The organism is Bradyrhizobium sp. Pa8, assembly GCF_052588265.1.
In genome coordinates this window covers 8969760-8983707 of sequence record NZ_CP176767.1, presented here as the reverse complement: position 1 = coordinate 8983707, position 13948 = coordinate 8969760, and the positions used below count along the sequence as shown (strand labels likewise).

The 13948-nt window shown below is 64.1% G+C and carries 13 protein-coding genes and 1 pseudogene; 7 read left to right on the top strand and 7 right to left on the bottom strand.

The genetic code is table 11. The features are described from left to right. Positions 1 to 65 precede the first annotated feature (65 nt). From ACKWRH_RS42630 to ACKWRH_RS42615, 4 genes are all read left to right on the top strand, one after another. A complete protein-coding gene (locus tag ACKWRH_RS42630; protein WP_038933193.1) occupies positions 66 to 773 on the top strand; it encodes a hypothetical protein in 708 nt (235 codons plus the stop codon). Positions 774 to 860: 87 nt separating this feature from the next. Beyond that, positions 861 to 1544 (top strand): hypothetical protein, encoded by a 684-nt coding sequence (locus ACKWRH_RS42625; protein WP_445218424.1) that lies wholly within the window; start codon positions 861 to 863, stop codon positions 1542 to 1544. 360 nt (positions 1545 to 1904) lie between these two features. Then, on the top strand, positions 1905 to 2387 hold the full coding sequence (locus tag ACKWRH_RS42620) for a hypothetical protein (RefSeq protein WP_445218423.1): 483 nt from the start codon (positions 1905 to 1907) through the stop codon (positions 2385 to 2387). A gap of 2 nt (positions 2388 to 2389) precedes the next feature. Further along, positions 2390 to 4288: a hypothetical protein gene (locus tag ACKWRH_RS42615; RefSeq protein WP_445218422.1), complete on the top strand. Its 1899-nt coding sequence runs from the start codon at positions 2390 to 2392 to the stop codon at positions 4286 to 4288. Positions 4289 to 4346: 58 nt separating this feature from the next. Here ACKWRH_RS42615 and ACKWRH_RS42610 read toward each other — a convergent pair whose 3' ends face one another. Further along, the gene (locus ACKWRH_RS42610) at positions 4347 to 4571 is read right to left on the bottom strand and encodes a hypothetical protein (protein ID WP_014491555.1); all 225 of its coding nucleotides are present in this window, start codon (positions 4569 to 4571) and stop codon (positions 4347 to 4349) included. A gap of 226 nt (positions 4572 to 4797) precedes the next feature. Between ACKWRH_RS42610 and ACKWRH_RS42605 the strand changes: the two genes are divergently transcribed. Continuing rightward, a complete protein-coding gene (locus ACKWRH_RS42605) occupies positions 4798 to 5079 on the top strand; it encodes a hypothetical protein (RefSeq protein WP_445218421.1) in 282 nt (93 codons plus the stop codon). 130 nt (positions 5080 to 5209) lie between these two features. Here the strand turns inward: ACKWRH_RS42605 and ACKWRH_RS42600 are convergent, their stop codons facing one another. The 4 genes from ACKWRH_RS42600 to ACKWRH_RS42585 form a co-directional block, all read right to left on the bottom strand. After that, complete coding sequence (locus ACKWRH_RS42600; RefSeq protein WP_445218420.1) at positions 5210 to 7141, bottom strand: sensor histidine kinase; 1932 nt, start codon at positions 7139 to 7141, stop codon at positions 5210 to 5212. Continuing rightward, positions 7138 to 7821 carry a response regulator gene (locus ACKWRH_RS42595; RefSeq protein WP_445218419.1) on the bottom strand — a complete coding sequence of 228 codons (684 nt, stop codon included), beginning with the start codon at positions 7819 to 7821 and terminating at the stop codon, positions 7138 to 7140. Before ACKWRH_RS42595 ends, ACKWRH_RS42600 begins: the two co-directional genes overlap by 4 nt. A gap of 121 nt (positions 7822 to 7942) precedes the next feature. Then, complete coding sequence (locus tag ACKWRH_RS42590) at positions 7943 to 10690, bottom strand: DUF2235 domain-containing protein (RefSeq protein WP_445218418.1); 2748 nt, start codon at positions 10688 to 10690, stop codon at positions 7943 to 7945. 171 nt (positions 10691 to 10861) lie between these two features. After that, complete coding sequence (locus tag ACKWRH_RS42585) at positions 10862 to 11095, bottom strand: hypothetical protein (RefSeq protein ID WP_445218417.1); 234 nt, start codon at positions 11093 to 11095, stop codon at positions 10862 to 10864. A 123-nt stretch (positions 11096 to 11218) separates the two neighbouring features. Between ACKWRH_RS42585 and ACKWRH_RS42580 the strand changes: the two genes are divergently transcribed. Next, positions 11219 to 11680, top strand: coding sequence for a DUF6314 family protein (locus ACKWRH_RS42580; RefSeq protein WP_445218416.1), 462 nt, complete (start codon positions 11219 to 11221; stop codon positions 11678 to 11680). A 34-nt stretch (positions 11681 to 11714) separates the two neighbouring features. Here the strand turns inward: ACKWRH_RS42580 and ACKWRH_RS42575 are convergent, their stop codons facing one another. Both ACKWRH_RS42575 and ACKWRH_RS42570 read right to left on the bottom strand, forming a co-directional pair. Next, complete coding sequence (locus ACKWRH_RS42575) at positions 11715 to 12017, bottom strand: hypothetical protein (protein ID WP_445218415.1); 303 nt, start codon at positions 12015 to 12017, stop codon at positions 11715 to 11717. 320 nt (positions 12018 to 12337) lie between these two features. Continuing rightward, positions 12338 to 12638: pseudogene (locus ACKWRH_RS42570) on the bottom strand (transposase); the annotation flags it as partial. Between the two features lie 102 nt (positions 12639 to 12740). On the opposite strand from ACKWRH_RS42570, the gene ACKWRH_RS42565 reads away from it, so the two are divergent. Continuing rightward, a complete protein-coding gene (locus tag ACKWRH_RS42565) occupies positions 12741 to 13880 on the top strand; it encodes a TRAP transporter substrate-binding protein (RefSeq protein WP_445218414.1) in 1140 nt (379 codons plus the stop codon). The last annotated feature ends 68 nt before the right edge of the window (positions 13881 to 13948 follow it).

Below are 13948 nucleotides of genomic sequence, written 5' to 3'. Positions count from 1 at the left end.
CCTTAATTACCGCCCAGTTTCCGGGCACTGATCACGTGGACTTGAAGTTGGGCGCGGAGAGACGTTTGTCCAAAGCCATCACCATCGTCGTGCTGACCTGTTTCCTCGTCCTCGGCGCCGCCACCACCGCTATTCTCGGCCGCGACAGCGTACCCAGTGTCAGCGCCGAGATGATCACACAGGCCCCGCCGAAGCCGCTCGCGACCAACCGCGCCGCCAAGGCCGACCGCCTGGTTCCGACGCTGGCGCTGGCTTCGGCCGCGATCGAGCCGGTGCAGGTGCCCGCCGACAGGCTTTCGCAGACCCCGGTGCTGACCGAGCCGCTGCGCCAGGCTTTTGCCGCCGCCACGCCGTCCGACTTCCCGATGCCCAAGGCAAGTGCGCATGATGCGCCGGCCGCGGCAGAGCTTCCTGCCGTCGAAGTCCCGGCCAAGCCGAAGGTCGTCGCCAAGCCGCCGCCGCAGAAATCCTATTCGCTGCTGTCCGAGGCCCAGATCGCGGGCATCAGGGATCGCCTGAAGCTGTCGTCGTCGCAGGAATATTACTGGCCTTCGGTCGAGACCGCGCTGCGTAATGTCGTCCGCAAGATCTCGGCAAACAAGCTCTCCAATCCGAACGCGCCGGGCGTGCCGATCGATCCGAATTGCGACGAGGTCCAGCAGTTGAAATCGGCCGCGATGCCGCTGCTGTTCCAGCTGCGCGACGACCAGAAGGAAGAAGTGCGCAAGCTCGCCCGCATCATCGGGCTGGAGAAGGTCGCGCAGCAGATCTGACGCGCAAGTTCCTCCGGGAACTGCGCCCCGCATCAGGAACATCCGGCAATCGACAGGCGTTGCCCGCTCCAGAGAGGGAGTGGACCAATGCGCGCCTCGACAGCTTATTTCGTCGGTGCCGGAACGATCGTTGCGGCCATCGCCATTGGTCTCGGTGGCGGCATCGTTGCTGGCAATATCATGAATCCGGTCGCGCCCAAGCAGGGGCCGGACACGAGCAAGATGGCGCAGCGCGCTGAAGCCGCCAGACCCGCGACGACGGACGCGCCTTCCGAGCGCTTGCAATATCTCACCGGCTCGCAAGCCTTCGGCGCCATGATCGCCGCGCCGGCACAGGCCGAAGCCAAATCCGAACCTGCAAAGTCCGACACGCAGGCAAGTCAGGCGAACGCCGAGCCGCCAGCGCCGCAGCCTTCCCAGGCGGCCGCGGCCGAGCCGCCCAAGCCGGCGCCGGCATCGCCTCTGCAACTCGCAAGGCCCGCCGAGCAGCAGGCATCGACAGAGCAGCCATCTTCACCCGACAACGCCTATGCCAAGGCCAGGGATTCCGACGTGAAGCGCGCCGCGTCCGAACGGCGCCGCATGGAGCGCCGCGAGCGCTGGGCCGAGCGCCGGCATTACGACTCCCGCGAGCCGCGTGGCATGCGCGACCGCACCGATTGGGATGACGTCGCGCGCAACATCCGCGAAGATTCCGATGCGCGCGATGTCGCGAGCCGGCCGCGCGGCGGCTTGCCGCAGATCAGGCTGTTCGGGCCTGACGACGATTAGCGCCCATCCTCGCCGTCGCGCACGCGATCGTGAGCGACGGTTCGTTCTGCGGACGCGCTTGCCTCGAATTTCAACTTCCAGACGATCTCCGTTCAATGCATGATTGGCGTGGCTAGCCAAAGGCCGCGTCATGGGCGTAGCGCTGTTAGCTTGGGGTCGCTTCTTCACGCCGTACGGCGATGGCGTCACCGTGCCGGCGCCAGTTGATAGAGCCGGCGTTGCTTGGCTGCTCCACTTTCTCGCGCGACATGCGCGGAATCGCGGCCTCACCGCGCTGCAATTGCCCTCGAAGGCGGACGGCGGGGCGACCTTCTCGACTGACCTCACTTATCTCGCATTGCAAACCTTTTAGAGGTTTCCATGTCGATACATCTCATGTCGATACATCTGTTGTGGACGTCCGCGGACAGTCTCGTCGTTGCCTTTGCACTCTCATTCATCGTTCCGCAACGGCATGTGCTGCCGCTCATTCTGATGTTCGGCGCTTGCGATGCGCTGGGTTCCGCGCTCGGCGTCACGATGCCGATCGCGAACGGGCTCGTCGCGATCCTGTTGATCGCGTGCGGCGCATCGCTGGTGGTGCGCCACCCCATCGCGCAACGTCTTTTGAATGCGCCGGGCTGGTTCTATGCGCTGCCACCGCTGCTGGCGATCGACAATCTCGTGTCGCGCGTGCCTGATGCGCCGGCCGTTGCCGCACTGTCGAGCGCGATCATGGCCGGGCTCGGCTTTGCCTGCGGAGCCGTCGTGTCGCGCGCGTGGCGCGCAGGCTTGCGCGACGTACGACCGCTTGCAGCGGCTTGCCTGATTGCGGCCGGAAGCCTCCTCGCCTACGGAGCCTGACCATGGTCGCCTCCGTCACGACCCGCAGCTACGACCGTGCCCGTACCGGTACGAACAATTCCGAGACGGTGCTGACGGCGACCGCCGTCCGCACCAGGGGCATCGTCAAACTCTTCAGCCTTCCGATTCCCGACGATCCCAGGCTCGAGGCGCAGCCGCTGGCGGTCGGCGGCGTGCACACAGCCGACGGCAAGACCCGCGATCTGATCTTCCAGGCCAGCATGGGCAATTGGATCCATGCATTCGACGCTGTGAGCGGCGAGAAGATCTGGGCGACCAACCTCGGACGTCCCATCGTCGGAACGAGGGCGATCGACGGCCACATGACCAACGTCCATTGGGGCATTCTCTCGACCCCGGTGATCGACGAGGGGGCGGGCATTCTCTATGCCTGCGCCTGGATCAGCGACGACGGCAGCGTCGCCAAGGGACAGCATTTCCTCGCGGCGCTGCGAATCCGCGACGGCTCGAAGGTTCACGGGCTGCTGAACCTGGAGGGCGCGGTCTACACGCCGCCGAGCGGCCTGCCGGTGCAGAAATTCGTCTCGGCCCAGCGCAAGCAGCGCAGCGCCCTGACGCTGACGCGGAACCATGTGCTGATTCCCTTCGGCACGATCGCCGAGACGTCGAAGACGGCGCGGGGCTGGCTGCTCGCGGTCGACGTCCATGCCTGGCGGCTCGCTGCGTCGTGGTGCTCCACCGTCACCGGCTCGGGCGGCGGGCTGTGGCAGAGCGGGGCCGGCCCGGCTCTTGCTCCCGACGGTTCAATCTACGTCATCACCGGCAACGGAGCGTTCTCGCCGCAGCATGGCGATTTCGGCGAGAGCATCGTGCGGCTCGCCTTGCACACCGGAAACAATGCGCATTTCGAGGTCATGTCGTGGTGGGCGCCATGGACCGACGCCAACCGGGTCGGCGCGGCCGCGGACGCGGACGCAGCAACCGCCGACGATGACGACAATGACGAACCGGCGTTGCCGTCGAACGTTTCCCTGCCCTCCGTGATCGCGCATGCAAGGCGCATGGGAATGACGCTGAAGCCTCGGTATGCGCGCGAGATGCCGCGTGTCGCGGTCACCTCGGGTCGCAGTGCAACCGATGCGCAGATCGCGCCGGTCGTGGCGCATCACATGGAGGCGATGAACGAGTCGATGTGGGGCGACCAGGATTTCGGTTCCGGCGGTCCGGTCTATGTCGTCTCCGCCCATGCCATTCTGGCCGCGGGCAAGGACGGCATCCTCTACACCGGCAATGCCAATGCGCTCGGCAAGACTCAGCCGGGCGAACTTGCGGCCGGCCATTTCGCGGCGAATTACAACAGGCTTCGCATGCCGCCGATCCTGTACACGTATTTCGATCCCGCCGTGCCGCCGGCACCGGCGTCGCCGATGGAGCTGAACCTGTTTCCAGGCGGCGCGACGCGGCATCTGCACGGCACGCCCCTGCTGTTCCAGTCCGCTACCCACGGCACCATGCATTTCGTGGGCGGCGAGAACAGTGCCTTGCGGGCCTGGTCGATTGCGGCCGACGGGACAACGACCTATCTCGCCGGGGGCAACGAGATCGCCTCGCCGCAATCGCCGCGTCCGCCGGGCGGCATGCCCGGCTGGAGCATCACGCTTGCCGCCAACAACGGCACCGATGGCATCATCGTGGCGATGGTGCCCTATCAGGACAGCAACATGATTCTCAGTCCGGGCCGCTTCCTGGTCTACGATGCGCAGAATTTCGCCACCAATCCGGATGGCTCCAAACGGCTCCAGGTGATCTGGGACAGCGAGGACTGGGGGCCGGAGCACGCCTTCATGCATCCCAAGTTCAACCGTCCGATCGTCTGGAAAGGCCGTATCTATCGCCCGACTTATGACGGCCGCATCGACGTCTATGGCCTGACGCATTAGCGCCGGACGCAATTATTCCGGGACGCGCCAACGGCGCGAGCCCGGAATCACGGCTTGCTCACCCCCCGTGCGACTCCACCACCTTGCGGCAGGCGTCCGAGAGCTTGGTCTTGTTCTCGCGCAGGCAGGCATTCATCTGCGGCGGCTTGCCGATATGTTCGGCGCAGAATTTGCCGGCGTCGCCGCGGCAGGCCATCTGCTCCTGCGGCGTCGGACCGGATTGCGCAGCGGCGGGCAGGATGGCGGCAGCGAGCAGCAGCGCGGCAAGAACTGAAGTCTTCATGAAGCACCTCTTTGGGATTGTGACGGGTCCCGCTGGGATCGGGTGAGCCGGACCATCTCGTGAAGGCCCGTGGCCGGTCCATGCCATGTTCATGGCATCGGCTCGCCCGCCGCACCCCCATCTTCATGGCATGTATCCGCGCGCCGTCTTTTGCCATTCAGGCTGCACGTCGGCTGCGAAACCCGGTGATTGCATCGGGGCGCCGAACGGGAAGCAGGAGAGCAAGATGTCGAAAAAAATGGGAGCGCTGAGCGCCGGGCTGACGGTCATGATGCTCGCGGGTGCGGCGATGGTGTCGCTGGGCACGAGCCCGGCGCAGGCGGTTGTCTATTGCAAGACGGTCGGCGTGCCCAAGGGCTGCGTGGTGCGGCCGACCGGGGCGGTGGTGGTCGCGCCGGCCGCCGCGGTCGCGGTGGCGACGCCCGGCGTCGGCGCGCCCGGCGTCGGCGTTCGTGCGGGAACGCCGATGAATCGCGGAGGCCCGGTCAATCGCGTCGGCGTGCGATGACGATCTCGTTTGATTGAGTTGATTGCATCGCTTCGGGCGAAAGGATGACGTGCGGACGAACCCCCGTCCTCCGCATGATCCGGCCCGTTCCCTCTCTCCGTGCGTCCCACACGTTCGGGGAGGGGGCTTTTCAGCCCGTGGCGGCGGCGTCGCTATCGGGAAATATTTTCGGCAGTTGCAGCCGTACGCGCGTACCCGAGGAATCCGAGGCCAGATCCAGCACCGCGCCGCAGCGCGCGGCACGGCTTCGCATGTTGCGCAGCCCCCGCGCGGTCTGGCCCGCGCTGCCGGCTTCGCCGTTGCCGGGCAGCGCAAAGCCCTTGCCGTCGTCCGCGACGCTGATCATGCCACGCGGTCCTTGGCCGTTCTCTTGGCCATCTCCTTGGCCATCGTCGAGCGTCTCGATGGTAACAACGATATGGCGCGCCTGCGCGTGCTTGACCGCGTTGGTGACGGCCTCGTCGAGGATGCGCACGATCTGGATGACGTGCCATGGCCGCAGCTCAGGATGCAGCGGCAGGCCCTGCGGCGTCGCCACGTGCCATCCGAGTGCGACGTCGTGCGGCCGCAATTGTGCCGCCGCGCGCTCGCGCCAGGAGCCGAGCGCAAGCATCAGGTCGCCGCCGATGTCGTCCATGGAATCGATGACGAGGCGCAGATCCTTCAACGCGGCGCGCGCCGCGTCCGTGATGCCTGAGCTCTCGTGCCCACGCTCGGAGAGCGCGACGATGCTGACGAGCTGGCCGCCGAGGCCGTCATGCAGGTCGCGCATCAGCCGCGTGCGCTCGTTGGCGAGTGCGGCGGCTCGCGCACGCTCCTCCTCGCGCGCAAAGCTCGCCTTCAGCCGCTCCTCCGCCTCGCGCACGCGCGTCACGAGCTGGCTGGCAAAACTGTCGACCTGGTTCAGGGCGCGGGCGAAGCGCCAGGTCAGCCCGGCGCCGATCGCGACCAGCATCGCCGAATAGGACAGGCGCGAGACAAAGATGCGCTCGTTGGTCATGATCTCGAACACCGACAGCATGTCGTGGACCCAGCAGGTCAGCACGATGGTCACTGCGCAGCCGAGCGTAAAGCTTGCGGCGTCCTGCCGCCGCACCACCTGTGTCGCCGTGATGCTGGCCATCAGCAATAGACAGACGCCGACCATGGGAATGCCGAGGACCAGGAAGAGAATGCGCGGCAGCGGCGGGCCGCCCACCAGTCCGACCGCGAACACCACGATGCCCGGCACGAACAGCAGGGCGCCATAGCGCGGCCAGCGCCAACCGAAGAACAGCAGGGCGAAGACGACGATCAGTGCGCTCTCGGTCGGCGCCGATGCCAGCAGCACGGCGGCGAGCCGCGATGTCGTGGCCGGCGGCACCGGCGGCGGTACGAACGCCTGCACCACGCCGAGCACCATCGCCACCGCCAGCACGCCATAGACCGGCTCGCGGCGCCGCATCAGCCACATGATGGCGAGGATCGATTGCCAGGCGGAGAACACCACGGGCAGCGTGACGAACAGCAATGTGCGTGTCTCGTAGGACGGACGCAGGGCAGCATCCGGCCCGACATAGACGGTGTCGAGAAAGCCCTTCAGCGGTCCCCAGACGAACAGCCGCACCGCGATCTCGTTGTCGCCGTCATGCAGCAGCGAGGCGGGGATGAGCGCGATCTGCGGCGTGTTGCGGTCTGGCCGGTTGGCATTGGCATCGCGGCGGGAGTCGAGCACGACCACGCCGTTGACGGCGACCTCCACCGCGTTGCTGAAGCGCGGCAGGAATACGGACCATCCGGCATCGCCGTTTCTGAAAGTGAAGGTGCCGGTGTAGAGCGGAGGATCTGACAGCGAATAGCGCGACGACGTGAAATGCGGCAAGGTCACGGGACGGCTCGCGCCGTCCTCCCGCAGCGAAAATCCGCTCACTGCGAAATCGTCGGGGTCGCTGGGCTGGAGCAGCCGCAGCCCCAGGATGGTGACGATCACGATCAGCGCCTGGAGCAGCAGATAAGGCACCAGGCGCGACCCAATCAGCCGGCGCCGCGGGCGTGTAGGTGCCTTCGCCGCTATCTCGCTCACAGCTTGATCAGGCCCTGCTGCACCGCCTCGAACACCGCTTCGCTGCGCGTGTGCACCTCGAGCTTGCGATAGATGTTCTTGATGTGGCCGGGTACGGTCTGCCTGGACAGGCCGAGATGGCTCGCGATCTCGGCGTAGCTGAAACCCTTTGCGATGCCCCAGAGGATATCGATCTCGCGCGGGGTGAGTCGTGCGGTGTTGAGCACAGGCCCGCGCGGCGGCTCGGCCGAACTCGGCGCGGAGCCTTGCGTTCTGCGCACGATGAAACGGGCGATCGAGGCCGAGATCGGGGAATGGCCGGCGACCAGATCGCGCACGGTGGTGGCGATGTCGGTCGGGAAGGCGTCCTTGAGCAGATAGCCGGTGGCGCCGACGGTGATCGCCGAAATCACGCTCTCTTCGTCGCCGAGCGCCGAGATCACCATGATCTCGGTGTCGGGAAAGCGCTGCCGGGTCTCGCGGATCAGCTCGATGCCATGGCCGTCGGGCAGCCGCAGATCGGTCAGCAGCACGCGTGGCGCGCCGCCGTTCAGGGCCTGGCGCGCCTCACCGAGCGTGGCTGCGCTGCGCACCTTGTAGCCCGCCTTGACCAGCGCATCCTGGAGCCGCCAGCAGGTCGGCGCGTCGTCCTCGACGAGGAGGATGGTGATGGCCTCACCCGTCTCGCCCTGTTCGCTCATGTTCATCGTCCCGCACCGCGTGTCCCCCGCGGCGCGAGGCCAAGTTTAGCCGCGGCGCGGACGCCGCGACACCCATAATCATGGGGGCGTTGTCACTCTTCCGCTCCAGTGTGGCCGGCGGCTACTGCTTTGCCGCAGCCGATGGCGTCGGCGGTGCGGGCAGACGCTGTACCGTGATCCGCGCCGTGCCGCTGTTGTTCTTGTAGTATTGTTCGTCCGGCCCGAAATAGTCGGCGTAGTTTGCCGGGGCTAGCCATCGCAGGAAGCCCGGGACGATCTGCACGGCGTCGTTGACGTAGAAGAACAGCTCGCCGGAATCAGGTGCGGTGAATTCGGCCACCATCCGGTCTGCAAGTTTCTGCGTGTCCCAGACCTTGCGTGCCGACTCGTCCGGCGGAAGCGTATCGAATGTGCCCATCTTCGCGATATCAGCCTTGAGTTTCGTCAGCTTAGCCGCATCGTCCGTGCTCGATTCCTCAGCGTTTTCGATGTGGACGGGATATCTGTTTTTTGGCTCATCCTGAGCATTTTCCTCGGGGAGGGTCGGGTCAATGCGGCGCGGCAGTTCATCTGCCGACATCACGTTCATGGCCTGCAGCGGCTGATCGTTCAGGCCCTTCTCGCCGACGCGTACGACCGGCTGGAACCAGTCCGCGCCGAGCAGTCGCCGGGTCGGGAGAGCGAGGTAGTGGTGGTTTTCGTAGGTCTGGAATCCGTTGACGCCGGTCATGATCGTGCGGTCGAACCAGCGTTGGTCGATATCGATCCAGACCCGGTATTTGCGGCCCTTCTCTACGGCGAGCCTGCTGGCCCAGCAGAACTGGTTGACGTTGAAAAGCTCGGTCGCAGGAAGCGCGTTGTCGCCCACCGGCTTGGCTGGCGGAATGTCTACCGCGACGTTCACTCCCTTTTTCTTCGCCTCTGCGGCTTTTGTTTCCGGGGTTACACAAACCTGTCCGGTCGCGACGCGCCAGGTGAAGAAGCTGCTCGAGGCGATCAGCAAGGCCGCGGCGTAGATGACGACGATGGAGACGATGGGAAAGATGATCTTGGTGAACGGAAAGCTCATCCACCGTGCATTTCGCTGCATCAAGCCGCCAAACCTGAACAACAAACTCATCCGGCTGAGGTTTTTTGCGCTCGCCTTCCGTTCCGGCCGGTACCAGGCGAGCCGCGCACGCTCCTGGATGCCATCACGCAGCGAGGCGTTGATGCTCCAGACCCACCACGTGACCAGCACGACGAGTGAGGTCGCGACAGGATAATAGAGTGCGATATTGAGCCATGGCCCCGCATAGGAGGGCAACACGTTCTTGAGCAGGTTCGCGACGGAGCCGAGTATGGCGCTGAAACCCCAGTCGATGTCGCTGACAAAATCGCGCAGGCTCTTGCCGGATGTATCTATGATCTTGTGGGCGATCCACGGCCAGGCGGCGATGACGCCCGTCATGATCAGGAGAGCGAAATAGGCCACGCGTCGCCACCACACTGCACCGCGCGCCAGATTCGCCATCTCCGCGTCTGGCGCTTTCATTCCAGTGAAGGCGTCGGATTCCTCCTTGCTTATCGGGCGCCTCGCTTTCTTCACGTAGGCGTCATGCATGGCTTGGTGCGCGCCGTCATTGGTGAGCTCCCTGATGCTTCCGTCGGGCATCAGCACCCGCGCGTTCGCCGGCAGCATGATCGGCGCATAGTCGTCGCATCCGAACAGCATTCGCTCGACCACGGCGAAGTGAACGACCGGTTTGCCACCGTTCGCATCGCCTTCGAGGATCGGCCGCGGACCGTAGCGGTAAAGCACGGCGGCGCCGCTGCGTGAATCGTGCTTTGGCCCGATCGCCGATTGATACTCGCGGAAACGCTCAATCGTGCCCTTCTGGAAGCGCAATTGGTCACCGAGCTGCTCGGCCATCCAGACCAGCGGAACGAAGGAGAGGGTGGATTCCGGGTAACCGCCGCCAATGTCGGAATGGACGCCCGCGAACCACACCTCCTTGACAGTCTGGTCATTCGCTAGACGGCTCTGGTCGATCCGCAGCGGATGAAAGGTGGTGCGCTCGTCGTCGAGCGCGAGCGCGTGACAGATGTGCTTCGCCTTGCGCGAGGGCCGGTGATTGCGGAACGAAATCGGCCAAATTGCCCAGTCGATCGCGACGCGCAGTTCCTCGATCGGTACGCCGAAAGCCTCGACCGTGTCGAACAGCCCGAGGAATTCGATCTTGACGTTCTTGCGGCCGGCCATGGCCTTGCGGACCGTGCAATAGGAGCGGTGCCCGCAGACGAAATGGTAGATGATGAGCAGCAGGTCGCGAATCCAGCGCGCAATCCAGATCGTCGGCAGGCTGCGATAGCCCACCGATTCCTTGCGGTATTCCCGCCATGCGGACATGGCGCTGCGCTCCATCTCGGCATGCGAGACCGGCTCGCCCTTGATCTCCGCCGGCACCAATCCCTGGCTCGCGATCAGCGCGGCCAGCGTGCGCGCAGTGAAGGCGCCGCGGCTGAAGCCGAAGATGTAGATCTCGTCGCCCTCGCGCCAGTTCCAGCACAGGAAGCGATAGAGCTTGCGGACGTTGGAGGGAACGCCGATGCCAGTGGCGCCGTCGATGGCGGCGAGCGGCGCCCAGCCGGCGGTGCCGACGCCCCTGATGTAGTGGGCGATCTGGTCCGGCTGGGTGTGGTCGAGCGCTTCATAGAGACGCCAGACGCTGGATTCCTGGGCGGTGAACGCGTTACCCGTGCCGTCGGCGAATAGCACGAGCTGGCGCTTCGACAGGGGGGCGGCGGTCGTCCCGCCGGCGCTTGCATCGTCATGCGTGTGCTTGGGGCTGGCAGAATTGCCATTCTGCACGCCATCATGCTGGGTCATGGGGCCCCTCTGGCAATCGACGGTGAAGCACTTCAGGCTGGAGCCGTTCAGCACTCCACAATTTCAATCAATGGTTGCGTCATGAAAAACAGGTGCATTCTGTGCATAGTCGCGTTGAGGTAGCAAGCGGGATCGCGCCGCTGCGCCACCAGGATTCGCGCAACCGCGGGGCTACAGGATTTCAACCCTCGGCGGCGGATAGCGCCGCGCCAGCGCCGACAGCGGCAGGTGCCGTTCGCCTTCCGGCAGCTCAAGAAAGGCCAGCACTTGCGGCCGCTTCCAGTCACCGATGCCGAAATCCATCGCCGTCCATTTCTGCGGCTCGGGGCCTTCGAGGCCCCGGACCCAGACGAAATAGCGGGGGAGGTCGTCGGCGTCCGCTTCCGTCGTGCGTCTCCTGGCCATCGAAGCTGCTCACTGGATCACCATTCATTGCAGTAGGATATAGGTATCGGCTCGCTGAAGTCGAACTCCCGGCTGCGGGTCCTGTGAGGTTGGACCCGTTGGTTAATGTGCAGGTCTGAAGATATGAACGAAGCCACGAGCGATGGCTGGGGTGCCGCCACGGACGTCACGAAAAAGCTGACCGGCTCGTGGTCCTTCAACCGTGTCATCGAAGGCCAGGCTACGATGCAGGGTGTCGCGATCTTCACGCCCCTGGACGGGGGGTGGTTGGCCTATCGCGAGCAGGGACATCTGAAGCTCGCGAACGGCACCATTGTGCAGGCCGAACGCGAATACATCTTCAGCAACAGCGACGGAGGATTCAAGGTCCTCTTTAGGGAAGATCCACCGCGGCTGTTTCACGAGATTTCACTGTCCGCATCTTCCGGAGGAGAGCTGAGCGGACGTGCGCGCCATCTTTGCAAGCACGACGACTATCAGTCGGCCTACATGTTCCTGCCGGATGGAACGTTCGTCGTCCGTCATGTCGTGTCGGGTCCACGCAAGGACTACACGATGAACACGACCTATACGCGTCTCCCGTGATCACGCCGACGCGATGGCGACGGCGTGCCGCCTCTCACCGCCAGAGCTCGCTCTCCGCCACGCGGTTGATGTCGGCGAGCCGGCGGTTGGCGTCGGCGTTCAGGTCGATGCTGGCCACCAGTGTCAGCAGGCGGTGATAGGCGCCGTCGGCGATTTCGACCGGCAGCGGGGCCTCGTCAAAGGCCTCGACATAGCTGCCGACGAGGCCGCTCAACAGGCGGCAAAGACCGCGCTGGGCGGGATCGTCCCGGCCAAGCGTCTCGAGCTTTTGCTGAAATGTCCGGAAGGTGCGCAGGCCGTGGTGCTGTTGCGAAAGCCACGTATGCAGGTCGTTCATGTGAGCTCCTTCGAGTTACAGAAGAAGCTACCGGTTTATACAGGTGGGATGTGACGATTGGAAGGGGAGGGAAATACCGGGCTCGTTGATCTAGTCCGCCTTCGCCAAGGCTTCGGCGGGACAGCCTTCGCTGCTTCGCATGGATAGACTTGCGCCTGGCTCGCCCAGCCGTAGCTGCGAAGCAGCGAAGGCTGGTGCACCATTCAGAATAAAACTACGAACTCGCATATTATTGAAATAACTATATAATTTAAGGCGCCAGTGCTTGAACCGCGTGCGCGGATCTCATGCTGGCCTGGCTGTAACAGCAATCCACCCTCAAGAAGGTCCTTCAAAGCCGCATTGTCCATGGCGTCGGCCAGCAACCGCTTCAGCCGCGTGTTGTCGTGCTCCAGCGTCTTCAGCCGCTTGGCCTCCGACACCTCCATCCCGTCGAGCTTCGCTTTTCATCTGTAGAGCCTGGCGTCGCTGACGCCATGCTTGCGGCAGATCAGCAACGGAAACGTCGGCCTCATGCTCATTCAAAATTCCGATGATCTGCTCTTCTGAAAAGTAGCTACGCTTCGTGGTCTGATCCTCGTGCGGCGCGTCATTGCCGTAATCCGCGTCGTAGCGTCGCATCATCCCGAACATTCCTTGCCAATCCCCTGCGCAAGTCTTTGACTTCTCCCAATAAAAAGGCTGATCCGCAAAGGATCGCTATTCAAAAGGGAGGAGGAAACCATGACCAAATCAAACAAGAGGAGTACTTCCAGCCGCCGCAGCTTTCTCAAGGTCGCTGCTGCGGGGGCCGTCGCGACGGTAGCCGCGCCGACGATCGTTAGCGCGCAGGGCCCAATTGGTATGCGCTTTCAGAGCACTTGGCCGTCGAAGGATATCTTCCACGAATACGCGCTCGACTACGCCAAGACGGTCAACGACATGACCGGCGGCGACCTCAAGATCGACGTGCTTCCCGCCGGCGCCGTGGTGCCGGCGTTCGGGCTGATCGATGCCGTATCGAAAGGCACGCTCGACGGCGGCCACGGCGTGCTGGTCTACCACTACGGCAAGCAGAACGCGCTGGCGCTGTGGGGCTCGGGCCCGGGCTACGCCATGGACGCCAACATGTTGCTCGCCTGGCACAGGTGGGGCGGCGGCAAGGAACTTCTCGCCAAACTGTATGCATCGGTCGGCCTGAACGTCGTTTCGTTCCCCTACGGACCGATGGCGACACAGCCGCTCGGGTGGTTCAAGAAACCGGTCGCCGGCATCGACGATCTCAAGGGCCTCAAATTCCGCACTGTCGGCATCTCCATCGATATGTACACCGCCATGGGCGCCGCGGTGAACGCGCTGCCGGGCGGCGAAATCGTGTCGGCGATGGACCGCGGCCTGCTCGACGCGGCCGAGTTCAACAACGCCTCGTCGGACCGCCTGCTTGGCTTCGCCGACGTCTCCAAGGTCTGCATGCTACAGAGCTACCACCAGAACGCCGAGCAGCTCGAAATCACCTTCAATAAGACCAAGTACGACGCGCTGCCAGACAAGATGAAGGCGATCATTGCCAATGCGGTCAGCGCGGCTTCGCAAGAGATGCAATGGAAGGCGATCGACCGTTATTCGCAGGACTACATCGAGCTTCAGACCAAGGACAAGGTGAAGTTCTACAAGACGCCGGACTCCATTCTCAAGGCGCAGCTCGAGATCTACGACGAAATCGTCAAGAAAAAATCGGCGGAAAATCCGCTGTTCAAGGAAATCGTCGAATCGCAGATCGCGTTTGCCCGGCGGGCGACGCAATGGGAACAGGACACCGTCGTCAACCGCAAGATGGCGTTCGATTACTATTTCGGGCCAAAAGGGACCGCGAAGAAGACCTGACGACATATTGACTCGGCAAGGCACCGTTCGGGACGGCGACCGGATGATGCCTTGTCATTTCATTCCTT

Bases quoted from the DNA above. Each gene is read 5' to 3' on its own strand.
- ACKWRH_RS42625 (WP_445218424.1), top strand. From the start codon at position 861: ATGCGCGCCTCGACAGCTTATTTCGTCGGTGCCGGAACGATCGTTGCG.
- ACKWRH_RS42620 (WP_445218423.1), top strand. From the start codon at position 1,905: ATGTCGATACATCTCATGTCGATACATCTGTTGTGGACGTCCGCGGAC.
- ACKWRH_RS42615 (WP_445218422.1), top strand. From the start codon at position 2,390: ATGGTCGCCTCCGTCACGACCCGCAGCTACGACCGTGCCCGTACCGGT.
- ACKWRH_RS42610 (WP_014491555.1), bottom strand. From the start codon at position 4,571: ATGAAGACTTCAGTTCTTGCCGCGCTGCTGCTCGCTGCCGCCATCCTG.
- ACKWRH_RS42605 (WP_445218421.1), top strand. From the start codon at position 4,798: ATGTCGAAAAAAATGGGAGCGCTGAGCGCCGGGCTGACGGTCATGATG.
- ACKWRH_RS42595 (WP_445218419.1), bottom strand. From the start codon at position 7,821: ATGAGCGAACAGGGCGAGACGGGTGAGGCCATCACCATCCTCCTCGTC.
- ACKWRH_RS42590 (WP_445218418.1), bottom strand. From the start codon at position 10,690: ATGACCCAGCATGATGGCGTGCAGAATGGCAATTCTGCCAGCCCCAAG.
- ACKWRH_RS42585 (WP_445218417.1), bottom strand. From the start codon at position 11,095: ATGGCCAGGAGACGCACGACGGAAGCGGACGCCGACGACCTCCCCCGC.
- ACKWRH_RS42580 (WP_445218416.1), top strand. From the start codon at position 11,219: ATGAACGAAGCCACGAGCGATGGCTGGGGTGCCGCCACGGACGTCACG.
- ACKWRH_RS42575 (WP_445218415.1), bottom strand. From the start codon at position 12,017: ATGAACGACCTGCATACGTGGCTTTCGCAACAGCACCACGGCCTGCGC.
- ACKWRH_RS42565 (WP_445218414.1), top strand. From the start codon at position 12,741: ATGACCAAATCAAACAAGAGGAGTACTTCCAGCCGCCGCAGCTTTCTC.